This is a genomic window from Kribbella capetownensis, from assembly GCF_004331485.1.
Taxonomy (GTDB): domain Bacteria; phylum Actinomycetota; class Actinomycetes; order Propionibacteriales; family Kribbellaceae; genus Kribbella; species Kribbella capetownensis.
This window is the reverse complement of record NZ_SJKD01000001.1, coordinates 1,939,392-1,956,179: the sequence shown is the minus strand read 5'-3', so window position 1 is coordinate 1,956,179 and position 16,788 is coordinate 1,939,392. Positions and strand designations below refer to the sequence as shown.

Sequence of the window (16,788 nt, the reverse complement as noted above, 5' to 3'; positions counted from 1 at the left end):
CCATCGATGTTCGAAGAAGTTCAGGATCACTGGTACTGGCGCCCCGGTTGGCGCGCCGATCGTTCCTTCTACACCTGGCACATCACGTTCGCGGACCGACCCGAGATGGCCGCGTTGCACGCGTCGTACGCCGAGCTGGTCGACGACCTCCCCGGCTTCACACCCGTGCCGCTTGAGTGGTTGCACCTCACCCTGCAAGGCATCGGCTTCACCGACCGGGTGCCGGAGTCAGACCTGGCCGACATCGTCAAGGCCACTCGTCATCGGGTCACCGGCCTCGGCTCGTTCCCGGTCGGCATCGGCCCGGCCGTCCTCGACCGCGAGTCCATCCAACTCCCGGTCCGCCCGATCGAGCCGCTCCAACACCTCCGCGACCTGACCCGAGCCGCCATCACCGACGTCTGGGGTGACGACGCCGTCCCCGAACTCCCCGAACTCAACCCCCACATCACCATCGCCTACTGCAACCACCCAGCCCCCGCACCCCCCATCACCACCCGCCTCCTCAATCACTCACCCCAAGACACCACCCTCTCCATCACCACCCTGACCCTCCTATCCCTCACCAGAACCCACCACCTCTACCACTGGGCCCCCCTCGAATCGATCGCGCTCCACTAACCGCAGGTGTGCCTCCCACCACCCACGCCACCCGCCTCCACATATTCGTCGACGAGAACAAGTCCCGAGGTCTCCTCATGGCCGCCGCGAGCTGCCCCGCCGCCGGGGTCAATCCCAGTCGCCGCCTCCGGACGGACCTCCTGATGCCGGGCCAGCGCCGGATCCACTTCCAGAAGGAATCGCCCCCGCGCCAACGCAAGATCCTTGCCGCCATCACCGAACTCGACGTACGCGTCAACCTGTACGCCGTCCCGCGCGCCGATGTCGCGAGCCGGCGTCTCTGTCTGACCGCGATCGTGCGTGACGCGGCGTCCACCGCCGAGCGCCTGGACCCGCTGCTCCGGGTCCCCGATGCGGTGGTCTGGGCCCGGGCGAAGGGTCGCGAGTGGCGCAAGGTGGTTCGTGAGTACTGCGCCCTGCGGCCGGTCTGAACGCGCGGAACCCGGCTCACCAACCGTCCGGATGGCTGCCGGGTTCACTTCCCACAAGCTATTGCCCTGGGCATCGATAACTCTACCGGCAACTCCAGTCGCGTCGCCAGCGGAATCAGTAGGTGCGGATGGAAATGATATGGGCTCGGGGGGAGCCGTTGGTGGAGTGGGGTTTTAGGCGGAGGTGGGTGAGGGGGGTTGGGGTGGGGAGGGGGTGGCGGTGGGTTCTGTGGTGGTTGTTGGTGACGGTGGCGATGGGGTGCCAGTCGGCGGTGCCGTTGCGGGCTTCGACGGTGTAGGACTCGAGCAGGGTGGGGAGGGATGTGAAGGGCGTGCGGTGGTGGTGGAGGTTGATCAGGTCTTCTTCGACGTCGTCGTCGAGGATCACGACGACCTCGGAGACATCCACGGGGGTCGGCCAACTGAGTTCGATCCACGGGTCGAGGTCCCAGGCGAGGTCCTCGGAGGACCAGAGGTTGGGTCCGCCGTACGGGCGGGAGTAGCTGCCGATCACCTTCTCCGGTGCGTACGCCGACGTCTCCCCCAAGCGAACGCACAGACCGGCCCGCGGCAGGATGTGCTTCCACGGACGGAACTGTTCGGTCCACTGCTCATCAGGCGACGGCTCGCGGTGCGCGAAGTAGATCATCCCGGGCAACCCCGTCGCCGCCGTATGCACGGAGACAGACGCGTTCTGCTTGAGGACCACGATCACATTGCCCGGGTGGTCCGGACGATAGTCGACAGGTACGTCGATCCATCGCTTCTCCCCCGCACTCACAGGCACAGAACGCGAGTCGATCAGCGCCAACGGCAGATAGTTCTGCGGATTGACCGGATCATGCAACTCGACGGTCAGTACGGCGTCCTCGGCAGCATCAACCAACAACTCCAGACGATCCAACGCAGGATCGACCGGTACGACGATCGCGATATCGGTGTCCAACGGCAACGTGCCCGACGAGATCTCGACAGCCGGATGCGTCAACGTCGACGAAGCCGTGACAGAGGCCTGCAGTGCAAGGTTGTCCGGATCATCGTCGACGACCCCAAGAACGGAACCATCGGCCCGAGTGAGCGCGTGCCGCATCAACTCAAATCGCGAAGAAGCCAACTCCCGCGGCGACAACCCGTTGCGCAGGGCAACAGCAGCACCGATGCCGGCCGCCTCCCCCAGAATCGCGCAGGTCGCCATCACCCGAGTCGTCCCGAACGCGACGTGACTCGCACTGATGTTCCGCCCCGCCATCCACAGGTTGCGCACACTCCGCGAATACAGCGACCGCAGCGGAATGTGGTAGTTCCCATCCGGATGCCAGTGCTTCGACCCGCGCTCACTCGCGTACACCCCACCTGGCGGGTGCAGATCGATCGACCACCCACCGAACGCGACCCGATCCTCGAAGAGCGTCTGCCCGAGTACGTCGTGCTGCGTCAGCACGTGATCACCGAGGAACCGCCGGTACTCGCGCTTCCCCGGCACCGACCCGATCCACTCCAGGGTCAGATTGTCCGCGTCGAACCGTCCCGAGTTCTTGATGTAGTCCCAGATCCCGTACACGACAGCCTGCAGTTCGTCCCGGATCGCCTCATTGTCGTCGACGACGTCGAGCTCGCCACCCCACTCGATCCACCAGTACGCGCACCCATTCAGATCCGACCGGATCACGCGGCGATCCGGGATCGCGGTCTCGGTGATGTCGCGGGCGAACGACGGCGGCACGAACCGCACCGGTGCGCCGGTGTCCTTGGTGTAGAAGAGGATCGTGCTGCCGAGCGTGTCGTTGTCCGGTACGTCCGGCGCCCACGACTCGTCGTACATCGACCGCGGCTCACGACCGGTCCGGTACTCCGCTCCCGCCAGCAACCCGATCAGGCCGTCGCCCGAGCAGTCGGCGTACGCCGGACTGACGAAGCGGATCTCCTTCTCCGACCCCATCTGCCAGCCGGTCACCAACCGAATCTCCCCGTCAGAAGCCTCGACGCTCCGTACGTCGGTGTTCAGGAACAGCTGGATTCGCGGCTCCGCGCGGACCGCCTCCAGCAGCACGAGATCCCAGTAGTAGGGATTTCCCTCCGGGTTCCGGTACTGGTTCTCGACGAACAGCTCGCCCATGATCCCGGTCTCCCGGGCGAAGTGCTGGACGCCGTGCGCGGTCGCACCGCACACCCACACCCGTACTTCGCTGGAGGAGTTGCCGCCGAGCACCGGCCGGTTCTGGACCAGCGCCACTGTGCTCCCCTGCCGGGCCGCACCGATCGCGGCGCAGATACCGGCGAGCCCCCCGCCGACGACGGTCAGATCGGTCTGGATTTCGAGCTGCTGCATGCAGGAACCTTTCAGCTGTCAGGTGTGATGACGGGTTGTCCGGGCCCGTTCGGGTGGTTGGCCGTGAGGTGATCCGGGACGCGCTGCGCGACCAGGACGAACAGCAAGCCGGCGGTCAAGGTGTCGCTCGCCCGCCCGGCGAAGAACTCGGTCCAGGTCCCACCGACCGGCGTACCGGTGTCGAAGACGACCTCCGCCACCCGTCCGATCGGTGAGTCCGCGACCCCGGTGATCGCGACCGTGAGTGCGCCCCCGGACTTGGAGCGCTTGATGAACTCCAGCGTGGCCGGATCGTTCCCCTGCCGGGTCACGACCAGCGCGACGTCCCCGGATTCCAGCAACCCGCTGCCGATCGACCCGGCCTGCGGTCCGTCGAAGAACCACACCGGGATCCCGATCCGCAGCAGACGGATGTACAGCTCGCGGGCCGGGATCGCGTCGCCCCACTCCCCATAGATATGCGTACGCCGTGCGCCCGCGATGGAATCGGCGACCCGCGCCGCGGCCGCCAGGTCGATCGACGCCAGCGCGTTGCGCAGAGCGTTGGCCTGGGTGCTGGCCAGCACGTTCAGCACCTGTTCGGGCGGATCCGCCGGACCGATCGCCATCCCGATGTCGCTCGCCCAGCCGGCCTCGATCCCGCGGCCGACCTCCATCGCCAGGGCAGCCCGGAGTGCGGGGTAACCGGCGAATCCGAGGTGCGTCGACAATCGGGTCACCGTCGCCGCTGAGGTCTGCGCGGCCTCGGCCAGCTTGGTGATCGATCCGCGGGCGACCTCGTCCGGGTTCGCCTGGATGTGCTCGGCGACCCGCTGCATCGCGCCGTTCAGCTCGGGCAGGGCGCGCTTGACCAGCTGCAACGGGCTCGGGCTGTCAGCTCTCTCCATGTCTCCCATTCCGCGATCATCACGTATAGACGAACTGGGCACTCGCCACACCGTCGGTGTCGCTGACGACCCGCACCCAGTGCGCGCTGAACCCGGGCGGGAACACGTGCGTCCGGAGCTGCCCCGGCTCGACCGTCAACTCCGTGACCGCCCCGAAGCGCCCGTGCCCGTGGAAGTCGATCTCGACCGTGATCGTCATCGGATCGGCCGAGAAGTTCTCCAGGTGCAGACACTTCCCGTCGAAGCCCGTCATCAGATACGGATCGGACGGCACCCCGGCGGCGACCGGCGTCTCCCACCACGGACCACCCCATCCAGCCGGCTTGCCGAAGCTCCACAGGTCGTCCGTCTTCCCGAACCACAACCCGGACTGCGGCTCGGCCGTCGTCGGGTTGAGCCCGTGACTCGGCGACGCGTTGTCCGCACCGGCGACGAGCATGCCCCGCCAGGAACAGAAGTCGCCCAGCACCCAGAGGTGGGTGGAGATCGGCCGCACACCCCAGATCCGGCCGCCGTACGCCCAAGGGGACAGCTCGTAGAACATTCCGTGGTGGTCGAGGAGGAGTCGCTCGTGCTCGACCTCCCGGATCCGCGGCCACTCGGTCTGCCACTTGTGGTCGAAGCAGTGCGACGCCTTCGGCAGCCGGTACCGCGTCCACTTCTGGTCGGCTTCGGTGAACACCTCGAGGATCGCCGAGGCCCGGTCCCACCCGGTCGCGAAGATGGTCCCACCGAACTCGTGCCGGCCGCCGATCGCGGTGAACGGGTCCTCCCGCAGTACCCTCCACGCTTGGCCGTCGTACTCCGCAAGTCGTCCGCGCGACCGTTCACCGGCCCACTCGGGCTCGGCGTACTCGTTGGAGCAGACGACGAGCCGGCCGAACGACGTGTAGCAGTCCTTGTAGTGCACCTTCATCTCGCCGTCGGTGCCGAGCTCGTCGTTGAGGTCGAAGAGCTGCGTGCACTCGTACGTCGTCAGGTCCAGCTCGAGCAGCTCGCCTTCCATCGCCAGCACGTACACGTGGGTGTCCGGTTTGGTCAGGTGCCGCGACGTACCGCAGACCCGGAGCGGCTGGAGCTCGGGGATGGTGACGATCTTGTGGTCGGCACTGATCACGTGCGGCCCGAGGACGAGTTGCGAGGTCGGGAAGTGCACGAACCGGTTGGTGTAGGTGCCGTCCACGCCGAGCGTCTCGGCGACGATCTCCATCGACAGGTCGGCGTCGATCCGGCGCAGACTGACGCCGGCACCGGACGGCGCCTTGTGGGAGTTGTAGTTCTGGACATAGAGCTTCCCGTTCCACGGCATCAGCGAGCCGACGCCGAGCTCGCTGCGCGGCGGACCGAAGTCGCCGATCTGCGCGAGATGGGGGAAGACACCTGAGACGTTCACTGTCATTTGATCCCTGTGTGAGTCATGGCCGCGATGAAGCGGCGTTGCAGGACGACGAAGACGATCAGTACCGGGACGATCGAGATCACCGAGGCGGCCATCGTCAGGCCGGGTGCGATCTGGCCCTGTTCGTCGACGAAGTTGGTCAGGCTGAGCGGCAACGTGTACCGCTCCGGGTTGCTGATCAGCACCAGCGGCGTCTCGTAGTCGTTCCACGACCAGACGAACGCCAGGATGCCGAGTGCACTGATCACCGGTGTTGCCAACGGCAAGTAGATCCGGGTGAACACCCGCCACTCGTTCGCGCCGTCCATCCGCGCCGCCTCGGCGAACTCGGCCGGCTGGCTGACGAAGAACTGCCGCATCAGGAAGGTCCCGAGCACCGTGAACATGCCGGGCAGGATGAGCGCCCAGAGCGTGTCGTAGAGCCCGAGCTTCTGGAAGTAGATGAACCGCGGTACCAGCAACAACTGGGCCGGGATGATCGCGGTCGCCAGGTACACCAGGAACAGCTTGTCCCGGCCCTTGAACGACATCCGCGCGAACGCGTACCCGGCCATCGTCGCGGTGATCAGTTCCCCCGCGACCCGCAGTACGGCGACGAACACCGACCGCCCGAACGCCGGCAGCACCGAGGTGGCACCGCTCAGCACCGTGCTGAAGTTGTCCCACTGGAACGGGTCCGGGATCCACTGCATCGGGATCTTGTACGCGTCCACGTCCTGCTTGAGCGCGGTCGACAGCATCCACGCGAACGGCGCGAGGAAGGCGATCGCGAGGATCCACAGTGGGATCCCCCAGTACCACTTGGCGCGCTTAGTCATGCAGAGCCCTCCCTCGCTGGGCCCGCCAGGTCACCAGGGTCAGCACCAGTACGCCGACGAAGGTCACCAGGCCGATCGCCGAGGCATAGCCGAACCGGTAGAACTGGAAGCCGGTCTGGTACATGTAGTAGGAGATCGTCGTGGTCGAGTCGCCCGGACCACCGGCGGTGATCAACGCGATCAGGCCGAAGCCCTGCGACGCACCGATGATCAGCGTGACCAGCAGGAAGATCGTTGTCGGCAGCAACGACGGCCAGGTGATGACGCGGAACTTCGCCCACACCCCGGCACCGTCGATGTCGGCCGCCTCGTACAGCTGCCGCGGCGCGTCCTGCAACGCGGACAGGTAGATCAGCGAGCAGTAGCCGACGCCACCCCAGACCGCCATCACGATCAGCGCCGGCAACGCCCAGTGCGAGGACGCGAACCAGCCCGGTTGCAGCCCGAAGACGTCGAGCACCTGGTTGACCAGGCCGGCCTTCGGGTTCATCAGCATCAGCCAGGTCATGCCGATCGCGACGATGTTGACGATGTACGGCAGGAAGAAGATCGCCCGCAGTACGGCGCGGCCCGGCAGCGGCCGGTTGAGCGCGATCCCGAGGCCCAGTCCGAGCATGACGGTGAGCGGCACGGACACCCCGACGTACACGAGGGTCAGGCCGACCGCGCTCCAGAAGCCGGGGTCGCGGGCGATGGCGATGAAGTTGTCGAGACCGTTGAACTTGATGCCGCCGAGGCCGGACACCAGGTTCCAGTCGGTGAAGGCGAGCACGATCACGCTGATCAGTGGGATCAGCGTGAACGCGATGACGCCGAGCAGGTTGGGCGCGATGAAGAGCAGCCCGATCCAGCCCTTCGGCTTGATCCCGGGACCCGGATCGGCCCGGACCGTGGTCCGTTCCGCTGCGACGACGGTGGCGGTGGCCATCAGGAACTCCTCTCGTTCCGGGCGATCGCGGCGTCGGCGACCCGGCGTACCTCACGGATCGCCGCTCCGGGGTCTTTCTCGCCGAGCCAGCACAGGTCCTTCTGCTGCTTCACCGCGAGGGTGATCTCGGGGAACCCGGCCAGCCGGGTGTCGGTGGCGAGTTTCGGTTCGGCGTCCAGGACGACGCGGCGGAACGAGTCGACGTCGAAGTACTTCTCGGGTTCCTTGCCGAGCATGCCGGTGAGTACCTGATCGTCGGTGACGTTGCCCAGCGTCGGCAGCTTGCCGCCCGCGAGCATCGGCGTGGATCCCTCGGTCAGCCAGAACTTCACGAACTCCCAGGCCGCGTCGACCTTCGGCGACTTCGGGTTCACCATGACGAAGTTGTTGTAGCTGCCGCCGTTCCAGTCCTGGCCGTCGACGGTCGGGGGTGGCGCGAACGACACCTTGAAGTCGTGCGGGAACTTCTTCGGGTCGTACAGGTACCGCAGGTTGAACGGTGCGGTCGACCAGAGGTGGAACTCCTCGCCGAGGAACGAGTTCTGCTGGTACGAGTCCAGGTGCCGGGCGAGCACCTCGGTCCACGGGAACGCGGACCCCTCCCGGATCATGTCCTGGCCGATCCGGAAGTTCTGTTCGAAGTGCGGATCACCGAAGTTCGAGCGATCGCCGTCGTACCAGTAGTTGGGGCCGAGCGCGATCCTGGCGACGTCGGGGACGGTGTACGCGCCGATGGTGTTCGCGGTGGTCAGCTTCTTCGCGGTCGCGCGGTACTCGTCGATCGTCCACTGCTGTGGGAGGTCGACGCCGGCCTGCTGCCGGAGCTTCTCGTTGAAGAGGACGAAGAACGGCTCACGGGCGGTGGCGAGCGCCTTGACCCGGCCGTTGTCGAGGTACGCCCGCGGTTGGTCGGTGTCGAGGAACACCTTCAGCTGCGGATCCTGGGTCACCCGGTCGGTCAGGTCCACGGCCAGCCCGGACCCGGCCCGGAGTGCGAGCGACGCCGGCGAGTAGGTGAAGTACACGTCGATGTCGACACCACCCTGCAGCGCGGTGTCCAGCTTCAGATTGCCGCGGGCGTCGTTCACGAACCGCGTGTAGTTCACCTTGTACTGCGGGAACCGCTGCTCGAACGCCTTGACCACGTTCGCCGGCCCGGATGCGGCCGGCACTCCGCCCCAGACCTGCAGCACAGCCGACCGTGCTCCCCCACCAGAGCACCCAGGCACCACCGACGCCAGCGCCCCCGCACCCAGCCCGGCCAACACCTCCCGCCGCGAAAATCTTTTTCGCCTCACACCCCACCTCCCATCGAATCTCGCAAAAGATTAGCGAGCGCAGCATCTGTTGCCTAGCCCTGATGCAAAACTTTTTCAGGCGATGAGCTAACGACAGGAGGTAGTGCCTCGTGGCCGCCGGCCGGCGTCCCGCGCCCACCGCAGCCGCCCGCTGTGGCAGGACTACCTCCTGTCGTTAGCCGCAGCCAATCGCTGCGTCACAGTGCTCCGGACAGTTCCGATCACCCATCGGGGGTCTCCGATGACCTGCTGGTAGGTGAATCGGAGCACCAACCATCCAGCCGTGACCAGGTCGTCGTACCGCCTGCAGTCGGCCGCGAAGGCGCTGGCCGAGCCGTGGAACTCGTAGCCCTCGGCTTCCAGAGCGATCCGCGCCGACCTGTGGCCCAGATCGACGCGCGGCGTGGCGCCGCCGGTGTCCACCAGCAACTGAGGCTCGAACCCATCGATCCCCTCAACCAGCAGAAGGCTCCGGAGCATCGATTCCAGGAAACTCTCGGCGTGCCCAGTTGCCGCGGCCGCGATCCGCACCGCGTTCGGCCGCCCTGGCCCGCGCATCGCCGTGACGGCTGCTTCCAGCTCATCCTGGGTCAGCCGGCCGGTGGCGAGTGCAGCGTCGGCTACCGCAAGAGCTTCACCGAACGGCAGGATTCGGGCGCAGTCGACGACCGTTCGCAGCAACGACGTCACCCGGCTGAGCCGTTCATCCGACGAGACCGCCGCCCAGTGCATGACGACCGGTCGACCAGGACGAGGGCGGCGGTGAACCGGCACTGTGATGTGCGGTTTCTCCGGGCGGACGAGCAGCGGTAGGTTCCAGGCCGCCGCGGCACTCAGGTGCGAGACAACACCGTCGTAGGCCAGGGCGGCCAACCTGTCAGCTCCGAGACTCGGCAGCCCGTAGATCCCGCGGGCAAGTCGCTCGACCTCACCCCGCTCGACGGCGGCCTTCAGCGCCCCGGGCGTCGTCGCCCGGGCCAGCTCGGCCCAGGTCGCCGAACCGCCCAGCCGGGCCAGCGCTTCGACGACGGATGCCACCCCAGGATCCTGCCCGCTTCGCCGATTTCGCGGCTGAAGTTGTCCACAGGCGAGCTAACGACAGGAGGTATTCCCGCCGTCCGCGACCTCGCACGCTCGTGGACCCTTGGGAATGCCGTAGAACCGGCATTACCTCCTGTGCTTAGGACGTCAGAGGGTGCAGTTCACCAGGACTGGTTCGTTGGTGAGGGTGATGGCGAAGGCTTGGTGGACCTGGGTGCGGACGTGGGCTGCCAGGGAGAGGAGTTCCTTGGCGGTGGCGTTGCCGCGGTTGGTGAGGGCGAGGGTGTGTTTGGTGGAGACGGCGGCCGAGCCGATGGTGAAGCCCTTGGAGACGCCTGCGTGTTCGATCAGCCAGGCGGCGCTGGTCTTGACGCGGCCGTCGGGCTGCGGCCACTGCGGTGCACCAGCGGGTACATCGGCCGGGGTGTCCAGGATCGGGTTGGTGAAGAACGACCCGGCGCTCCACGTGTCGTGGTCGTCCGGGTCCAGCACCATGCCCTTGCTCCGCCGCAACCCCAGCACGGCTTCCCGTACGTCGGTCATCGGCGCCCGCGACCCCGGCTCGACATCCAGCACCCGAGCCAGTTCGGCGTACCCGACCGGCGCGGACAGGTCGCCGAGCGGCAACTGGAAGGTGACGTCGAGTACGACGTACCGCGCCGGGTCGGCCTTGAAGCGCGAGTTCCGGTAGCTGAACCCGCAGTCGGCGGCGAACATCGTGCGGACCGCGTTGTCGACCCGGTCCCAGACGCGGACGGACGCGATCGTCTCGGCCACCTCGTGACCGTAGGCGCCGACGTTCTGCACCGGGGTCGACCCGGTCAGCCCGGGGATCCCGGACATCGACTCGAGACCGCTCCACTCTTCGGCGATCGCGCGCTGGACGACGGCATCCCAGTCCTCACCAGCGGCGATGTGAACCATCGCGCCGGAGCACATGCCGGCGTCCACGCGGATCCCACGCGTCTCGATCTTGACCACCGTGCCGCGGAAACCGTCGTCGCCGATCACCACGTTGCTGCCGCCGGACAGCAGCAGCACCGGCTCCCCGGCTGCGTCGGCGTCGCGGACGGCGGTGATCAGGTCGTCCTCGGTGCTGACCTCGACGAGCTTGTCGGCCAACCCTCCGATCCGCAGGGTGGTGAAGTCGGCCAGGCGTACATGCGTAGTCACGAGACGCGCACAACCGCCCTGGCCCGGCCGAGCACCTTCTCGTCGCCGGCGATCGCGGTGATGTCGAACTCGGCCAGCCCGTCGGCGACCTTGTCGGCCTTCGCCGAGAACGTCACGCTCGCACCCTTGTCATCGTCCGGTACGACGACCGGCTTGGTGAACCGTACGCCGTACTCCACCAGATCAGCCGGGTCGTCGAGCCAGTCGGTGACGACGCGGACCGCGGTCGCCATCGTGAGCATGCCGTGCGCGATCACACCGGGCAGGCCGAGCGCGCCCGCCATCCGGTCGCTCCAGTGGATCGGGTTGAAGTCGCCACTCGCACCGGCGTACCGGACCAGGTCCTCGCGCCGGAAGGTGACGGTCAGCGGCGGGAGCTCGAAGCCCGCTTCAACGGTCTTCATGCGCCCGCCCGGTTGTGCGAGATGGTGGACGTCGAGGTGGCGATCGGTTCGCCGTCGACGGTGGTCAGGGCGGTCTCGTACATGATCACCTCGACGTCACCGGCCTTGCGCACGGTGGTGATGGTCGCGGTCGCGGCGATGTCGTCGCCGGCCTTGATCGGGCGGGTGTAGCTGAACTTCTGCGCGCCGTGCACGATCCGGTCCAGCCGCAGCCCGAGCTCCTCGTCGCTCAGCAACTGCTCCAGCGCCCGGCTGCCCAGCATGAACGCGAAGGTCGGCGGCGCGACCGCATCGGCACCCCGGTACGCCGGGTTGGGGTCGCCGATCGCGTCGGCGAACTCGCGGATCTTCTCCCGGCCGACCTGGTAGGACTCGGCGGCCGCATAGCTCCGGCCGACCATCGTGGCGTCGATCGTCATATCGCAAGAGCCTACTGGCAGACTATGAGGCCGAGTGCCGCCACCCACTCACCGTGCGACCGGGACTGGGGAAGGTTGAACGTGACGGCAGTGGCGGCGCTGGCCAGGTACGCGCCTCGGTACAAGCTGGAAATCGGTGAGCCGACGGGATCCGAGTGGCTGCGGGTCGATCGGATTCTGGAGCCGGACGGGCCTGAGCTCACCGAGCTTCTCAAGCGCGACAACGACGCCAGCGGTCACCGGTCCGCCCATGCCAACGCGCTGAGCCTGATGTCCTTCTACGCCGGCCGCGCTCCCGCGACCGCGCTGCTGCTGTGGGCACTCGAGGGCCACGTCCTGGACGTCCGCCCGCACAACCTTTGGGTCCGCCCGCATGACGGCCACGGCCTTGCCGCGGTCGCCGTACGGTCGGCCAACTACCTCCCGGGCGGCCTGGAGACGCTGTACGACGTGGTCCTCCGGCAGCACCTATTACCCCTGTCCGCCGAACTGCACCGGCGTACCCGGGCCGGCCTCCGGCAGCTGCACGGTGGGGTAGCGGCCGGTTGCGCGATGGGGTTCTGCGCCGCCACTCGCGAAGAGGAGACGGTCGAGCCGGCGTATTTGCTGGAGCGCTGGCAGACGTTCGTCGCCAAGGCACCCGGCGGCCTGGCCCGGCTCGGCGACGTCGAGACGGCGGCCGGCAAGCTCGTCTACCTGCGGAACACCTGCTGTCTCTACTACAGCAGCGAGGTCGGCACCGGGAGCCTCTGCGGCTCGTGCTGCCTGACTCCGCGCGACGAGCGGCTGACCGCCTACGAGGGCGGCCGCCCGATCCTCACGGTCTGACCACAACGAAACGGCATAGCGAAAGGGCCGCTTCGGTGTCCGAAGCGGCCCTCGCGAAGAAAGCTGAGGTCAGCGGGTCTCGCGGTGGTCCGTGTGGTCGTTGCAGCGCGCGCAGTACTTCTTCATCTCCAGACGATCCGGGTTGTTGCGCCGGTTCTTCTTGGTGATGTAGTTGCGCTCCTTGCAGACCGTGCACGCCAGCGTGATCTTCGGGCGGATGTCGGTTGACTTGGCCACTGCTGCCTCTTCTGATCAGGAGCACGCAGGTTCCGCGCGCTCTCGTAGTACTGGTCGGTGGGTAGCGGGGGCGGGAGTCGAACCCGCGACACCACGATTATGAGCCGTGTGCTCTAACCACCTGAGCTACCCCGCCGGGTGAGTTCGCCACCCCACCCGGCGGACCGGGTGAGATGCCGTGCTCAGAGCCCCTTTACGGAATCGAACCGTAGACCTTCTCCTTACCATGGAGACGCTCTGCCGACTGAGCTAAAGGGGCGGGCCGAGGAGAGAGATTACACGGTCCGCCGTCCCGATGTGAAATCGAGCCGGGCGCACCTTGCGGTCCCCTCTGTCCGACCCGGAAAGCATACCGGTTCCCGGCAGCTGCTTTGACCAATTTCCGCCTACTCCGAGCCGGGATCGGAGCCGACAGCGGAGCCCGGAGCGGAGTCGAGCACGGAGGCGAGAGCGGCATCGTCGGCCGAGAAGTCGTCCGAGCCGTCCGGCGGCGGGTTCTCCAGGTGCCAGCGGACCGACGTCCGCAGCGTGCCGGCCGGGTCCGTCGGCTCCCAGCCGAGCACGGTGTGCGCCTTCCACGAATCCATCAGCAGGTGCTGACTCAACGTCCCGGTGAGCTCCAGATCCGCCGGCAGCAGGTCGTCCCGAACCGTCACCAGCTCGACGTCCTCGGCATCAGCCGCCGCCAGGATCTGCTGAGCGAGCAGCCCGTACGGCGCTGTCGTGGGCTCGACCACATTGAACGCCTCGCCCCGCTGATCCCCTGCGAGCGCCAACGACACCGCTGCGGCGACATCACCGACGTACACACGACTGAAGAGGAACTGCCCCGACCCGATCGGGATCCGCCGGCGACCAGCCCGAACGCGGCGCAGGATGAACTCGAACCGCCGCTGATAGTCGTGCTCCCCATAGACGGCACCCAGCCGCAGCACGGTCGCGCCGCGGGGCAGGTACCTCTCCTCCATCTCGAGGTTCTCGTACTGCGGTCCGTCGACGAAGCGCCGAGTCCGCAGTGGCGACCACTCACTCAACGGCACCGCATCGGTATTCCGGCTCGAGTGCAGGGCGTCGTACGCCCGGTACACGTCGCAACTGGAGATCGCCACCAGCTTCACCGACTCCCCGACCGCGCCGAGCGCCGCGTCGGCTGCCGCCGCGTTCATCCCGGACACGTCGACCAGCGCCTCGGGGTCGAAGGGCTTCAGCGCCGCCGCCAGCGCCGCACCGTCATGTCGGTCCACGTGAGCGTGCTCAGCCTCCGGCAGTCCGGCGGGCTCGTGCTCCCCGCGATGCACCACCACAAGCGTGTGCCTCTCCGCGGCCAACCGCTGCGTCACTGCCCGTCCGATGAACCGGGTACCACCCAAGATTGCGATCCGCATGACATCAGTCCTACCCGCCAATTCGGGCCCATGCAGCCTCCGTCTGCGATCAGCAGACGCCTGCGCGATGGCGCCTTATACCGGTCCAGAAGGTCTGCTCCGCGCCATTTCGTCCGTGATCCGCATCACGGTGAAAACTCTTCACTTTCACCGGGCCCGCACGCCTGAGCGCACACAAGGCGGAGAGAGCCGATCACAGCGCGTCGCCACAATTCCGTGATCTCGTCGCGCTCTGCGTTTGAGGCTGTTGAGACGTGCTCGTTATGGTCGATGAGCCGTCACCCCCTCAGGCGGCGCACCCTCCCCTGGAAGGCCCCCGTGTCCCACCACCATGACGTGCCGGAGGCAGAACGGCCGGCACCACGACGCCTGGCCACTGCGCGCCGGGTGGCCAAGCACCGCTTGTCCCGTCGAAATATCGGCCGTCGCGGCCAGTTGATCGGCCTGACCGCCGCTCTCGCCGCCGCAGCCGGAACGACCGCGGTCGGCGTTTCGTCGTCCGCGACCGGGCCCGCCCCCACCAGCACCGGCCTGAGCCCCTCACAGGCCGACGCTCTCACCGCGGCCCGGGTCGACCGGCGCGACCTCGGCTCGCGCGATGCGTCCCGCATCGACCTGTCGCTGGCCGCCACCCGCAAGGCGGCGGCCGACCAGGCCGCGAATCAGCGGGCCGCTCGACTGGCCGCGAACGCGACCCTGACCGAACGCCGGGCGCTGGCGCTGGCTTCCGCGAAGGCCGTCGCCGCGCGCAAGGCTGCCGCCAAGGCCAAGGCTCTCGCCGCCGCGAAGGCTGCCGCTCTCGCCAAGGCAAAGGCCGAGGCCAAGGCGGCCGCCGCGAAGGCCAAGGCCGCCCCGAAGATCGTCCTGCCGACCACCGGCTACCACCTGACCGCGCGCTTCAACCAGGCCGGCGGCCGCTGGGCCCACAACCACACCGGTCTGGACTTCGCTGCCCCGATGGGTACGCCGGTCCGCTCGGTCATGGCCGGAGAGGTCATCCAGGCCGACTACGAAGGCGCGTACGGACGCCAGGTGAAGGTCCGGCACGCCGACGGAACGGTGACGTCGTACAGCCACATGTCGGAGTTCGACGTCTCGGTCGGCGACTCCGTCTCGGCCGGCAGCAAGGTCGGCGCCATCGGCATGACCGGCAACACCACCGGTCCGCATGTCCACTTCGAGGTCCTGCCCGGTGGCGGTTCCCCGATCGACCCGGAGCCCTGGCTCCGGGAGCACGGCGTCAACCCGTAGTTCCCAGGAACCTCACTACCGTGCTGACGAAGCCCTCGGCGTCGTCGAGCCACGGGTGGTGGGCGACTCCCGGCAGGACCACGAGCTGAGCCTGCGGGAAGACTCCGGCGAACGCTTCGGCGGCGACGGTGTCCGTACCCCAGTCGAGAGCCCCGGCCAGCACCAAGGCCGGGGCATCGACCTTTTCCAGCGCGGCGCGCGTCGCGGGTGGGTCGAAGGCGTCGGGTGAGTTGAACTGCCGGAGCGCGTCGAAGTTGGCGAGGCTGTCCTCGAACGCCTGGTGGGCTTGGGTTTCGGCGTCCCAGCGCGCGTACGACATCGGGTGGAGGGCGGCCCAGTCCGCGCCTTCACCGGTCTGGAGCGCCTCGAACGCCGCCGACACCTCGGCGTACCACGGTTGGTCCTTGCGCGACTCCAGGACTTGGCGCCGCCGGTCCGCCGTCAGGTCGATCCCGACCGACCGCGTGCCAGGAGTCGCGAACACCAGCTTCTCGATCCGCTCCGGGTACGCCGCGGCGTACCGGGTGACCAGACTCGCTCCCGCCGAGTGCCCGAGCAGCGTCATCCGCTCAAGGCCCAAGTGCTCCCGCAGCACCTCCAGGTCGGGCACCTGCCGATCGCACCGCCAGTTCTCCGGCTCCCCCGGCCCACCGGACTCTCCGGTCCCCCGCAGGTCCACCATCACCAACTGCCGGTACGCCGACAGCCCGCCGAGATCACCGAGGTAGGTACTCGGCAGCATCCCGCCGGGCACGCACACCACCGGCTCGCCCTCCCCCACAAGCCGATAGGCCAACTGGACTCCGTCAGGCGCACCGAAGGTGGTCATCAGAGCATCTTCGCCATGTCGAGAGCGTCGATGAAGGTGCCGTCGATGAGGAACTCCTTGGGATGGGTGCCTTCGACCAGGTAGCCGTGCCGCTCGTAGAGGCGACGGGCGATGGCGTTGGTGCTGTGGACGTGCAGGGTGATCTTGCGAGCGCCGCGGAGGCGGCCTTCGGCGGCGGCTGCTTCGAGCAGGGCTGACGCGACGCCGCGGCTGCGAGCGGACTGGGCGACGGCGAGGCCGTTGACGGCCAGGACACCGGCGCCCTCCGGAAAGGTGTACTTGTCCTGCAATCGCAGATAGCCGACGACCTGTCCGTCGTACTCGGCGACCAGATGCGCTTCCGGACCGCACCGTTCGAAGAAGCTCTCCCGGACGGTTTCCTGGTACGACGGGAAGCCGGACGAGGCGTCCCACGAGGTGCGGTCGATCTCGAGCAGGACAGTGTCGTCGGACTCGACGGCGCGGCGGACGGTCGTTTCAGGTTCGGGCAGGCGTTCGTCACTCACCGCA

Annotated in this window: 18 protein-coding genes and 2 tRNA genes; 4 read left to right on the top strand and 16 right to left on the bottom strand. The window is 67.6% G+C overall.

Annotated features, from left to right (window positions below; all coding sequences use genetic code 11):
- Window positions 1-6: 6 nt before the first annotated feature.
- Both E0H75_RS09640 and E0H75_RS09635 read left to right on the top strand, forming a co-directional pair.
- Window positions 7-621, top strand: a complete 615-nt coding sequence (locus E0H75_RS09640) for a 2'-5' RNA ligase family protein (protein WP_165553541.1) — start codon at window positions 7-9, stop codon at window positions 619-621.
- A 143-nt stretch (window positions 622-764) separates the two neighbouring features.
- Window positions 765-1,052, top strand: a complete 288-nt coding sequence (locus E0H75_RS09635) for a hypothetical protein (RefSeq protein ID WP_131512807.1) — start codon at window positions 765-767, stop codon at window positions 1,050-1,052.
- Window positions 1,053-1,167: 115 nt separating this feature from the next.
- On the opposite strand, the gene E0H75_RS09630 is transcribed toward E0H75_RS09635, so the two are convergent.
- The 10 genes from E0H75_RS09630 to E0H75_RS09585 form a co-directional block, all read right to left on the bottom strand.
- Entirely contained in the window at window positions 1,168-3,381 is a 2,214-nt protein-coding gene (locus E0H75_RS09630; RefSeq protein WP_131512806.1) for an FAD-dependent oxidoreductase, read from the bottom strand.
- Window positions 3,382-3,392: 11 nt separating this feature from the next.
- The gene (locus tag E0H75_RS09625) at window positions 3,393-4,268 is read right to left on the bottom strand and encodes a MurR/RpiR family transcriptional regulator (protein ID WP_238162909.1); all 876 of its coding nucleotides are present in this window, start codon (window positions 4,266-4,268) and stop codon (window positions 3,393-3,395) included.
- Between the two features lie 19 nt (window positions 4,269-4,287).
- Window positions 4,288-5,667 (bottom strand): hypothetical protein, encoded by a 1,380-nt coding sequence (locus tag E0H75_RS09620; protein WP_131512804.1) that lies wholly within the window; start codon window positions 5,665-5,667, stop codon window positions 4,288-4,290.
- Complete coding sequence (locus tag E0H75_RS09615; protein ID WP_131512803.1) at window positions 5,664-6,485, bottom strand: carbohydrate ABC transporter permease; 822 nt, start codon at window positions 6,483-6,485, stop codon at window positions 5,664-5,666. The genes E0H75_RS09620 and E0H75_RS09615 overlap by 4 nt, the downstream gene beginning before the upstream one ends.
- Window positions 6,478-7,413, bottom strand: a complete 936-nt coding sequence (locus E0H75_RS09610) for a carbohydrate ABC transporter permease (protein WP_238162908.1) — start codon at window positions 7,411-7,413, stop codon at window positions 6,478-6,480. Before E0H75_RS09610 ends, E0H75_RS09615 begins: the two co-directional genes overlap by 8 nt.
- Complete coding sequence (locus E0H75_RS09605; RefSeq protein WP_238162907.1) at window positions 7,413-8,606, bottom strand: ABC transporter substrate-binding protein; 1,194 nt, start codon at window positions 8,604-8,606, stop codon at window positions 7,413-7,415. The genes E0H75_RS09610 and E0H75_RS09605 overlap by 1 nt, the downstream gene beginning before the upstream one ends.
- A gap of 267 nt (window positions 8,607-8,873) precedes the next feature.
- A complete protein-coding gene (locus E0H75_RS09600) occupies window positions 8,874-9,749 on the bottom strand; it encodes a type IV toxin-antitoxin system AbiEi family antitoxin domain-containing protein (protein ID WP_131512802.1) in 876 nt (291 codons plus the stop codon).
- A 150-nt stretch (window positions 9,750-9,899) separates the two neighbouring features.
- Window positions 9,900-10,925, bottom strand: a complete 1,026-nt coding sequence (locus tag E0H75_RS09595) for a UDP-N-acetylmuramate dehydrogenase (protein ID WP_131512801.1) — start codon at window positions 10,923-10,925, stop codon at window positions 9,900-9,902.
- Window positions 10,922-11,329, bottom strand: a complete 408-nt coding sequence (locus tag E0H75_RS09590) for a MaoC/PaaZ C-terminal domain-containing protein (RefSeq protein WP_131512800.1) — start codon at window positions 11,327-11,329, stop codon at window positions 10,922-10,924. The genes E0H75_RS09595 and E0H75_RS09590 overlap by 4 nt, the downstream gene beginning before the upstream one ends.
- Window positions 11,326-11,748 (bottom strand): FAS1-like dehydratase domain-containing protein, encoded by a 423-nt coding sequence (locus tag E0H75_RS09585; protein WP_131361121.1) that lies wholly within the window; start codon window positions 11,746-11,748, stop codon window positions 11,326-11,328. The genes E0H75_RS09590 and E0H75_RS09585 overlap by 4 nt, the downstream gene beginning before the upstream one ends.
- An 81-nt stretch (window positions 11,749-11,829) precedes the next feature.
- On the opposite strand from E0H75_RS09585, the gene E0H75_RS09580 reads away from it, so the two are divergent.
- On the top strand, window positions 11,830-12,576 hold the full coding sequence (locus tag E0H75_RS09580) for a hypothetical protein (protein ID WP_238162906.1): 747 nt from the start codon (window positions 11,830-11,832) through the stop codon (window positions 12,574-12,576).
- 69 nt (window positions 12,577-12,645) lie between these two features.
- Here E0H75_RS09580 and rpmG read toward each other — a convergent pair whose 3' ends face one another.
- The 4 genes from rpmG to E0H75_RS09560 form a co-directional block, all read right to left on the bottom strand.
- The gene (gene rpmG / locus E0H75_RS09575) at window positions 12,646-12,813 is read right to left on the bottom strand and encodes a 50S ribosomal protein L33 (protein ID WP_131361122.1); all 168 of its coding nucleotides are present in this window, start codon (window positions 12,811-12,813) and stop codon (window positions 12,646-12,648) included.
- 62 nt (window positions 12,814-12,875) lie between these two features.
- Window positions 12,876-12,949, bottom strand: a tRNA-Met gene (locus tag E0H75_RS09570).
- A 50-nt stretch (window positions 12,950-12,999) separates the two neighbouring features.
- Window positions 13,000-13,072: transfer RNA gene (locus E0H75_RS09565), tRNA-Thr, on the bottom strand.
- A 127-nt stretch (window positions 13,073-13,199) separates the two neighbouring features.
- A complete protein-coding gene (locus tag E0H75_RS09560) occupies window positions 13,200-14,198 on the bottom strand; it encodes an NAD-dependent epimerase/dehydratase family protein (RefSeq protein WP_131512799.1) in 999 nt (332 codons plus the stop codon).
- Window positions 14,199-14,534: 336 nt separating this feature from the next.
- On the opposite strand from E0H75_RS09560, the gene E0H75_RS09555 reads away from it, so the two are divergent.
- The gene (locus tag E0H75_RS09555; RefSeq protein WP_238162905.1) at window positions 14,535-15,449 is read left to right on the top strand and encodes a M23 family metallopeptidase; all 915 of its coding nucleotides are present in this window, start codon (window positions 14,535-14,537) and stop codon (window positions 15,447-15,449) included.
- Here the strand turns inward: E0H75_RS09555 and E0H75_RS09550 are convergent.
- On the bottom strand, window positions 15,439-16,278 hold the full coding sequence (locus tag E0H75_RS09550; RefSeq protein ID WP_131512798.1) for an alpha/beta fold hydrolase: 840 nt from the start codon (window positions 16,276-16,278) through the stop codon (window positions 15,439-15,441). The genes E0H75_RS09555 and E0H75_RS09550 overlap by 11 nt on opposite strands.
- Window positions 16,278-16,784, bottom strand: a complete 507-nt coding sequence (locus E0H75_RS09545) for a GNAT family N-acetyltransferase (RefSeq protein ID WP_238162904.1) — start codon at window positions 16,782-16,784, stop codon at window positions 16,278-16,280. Before E0H75_RS09545 ends, E0H75_RS09550 begins: the two co-directional genes overlap by 1 nt.
- Window positions 16,785-16,788 lie beyond the last annotated feature (4 nt).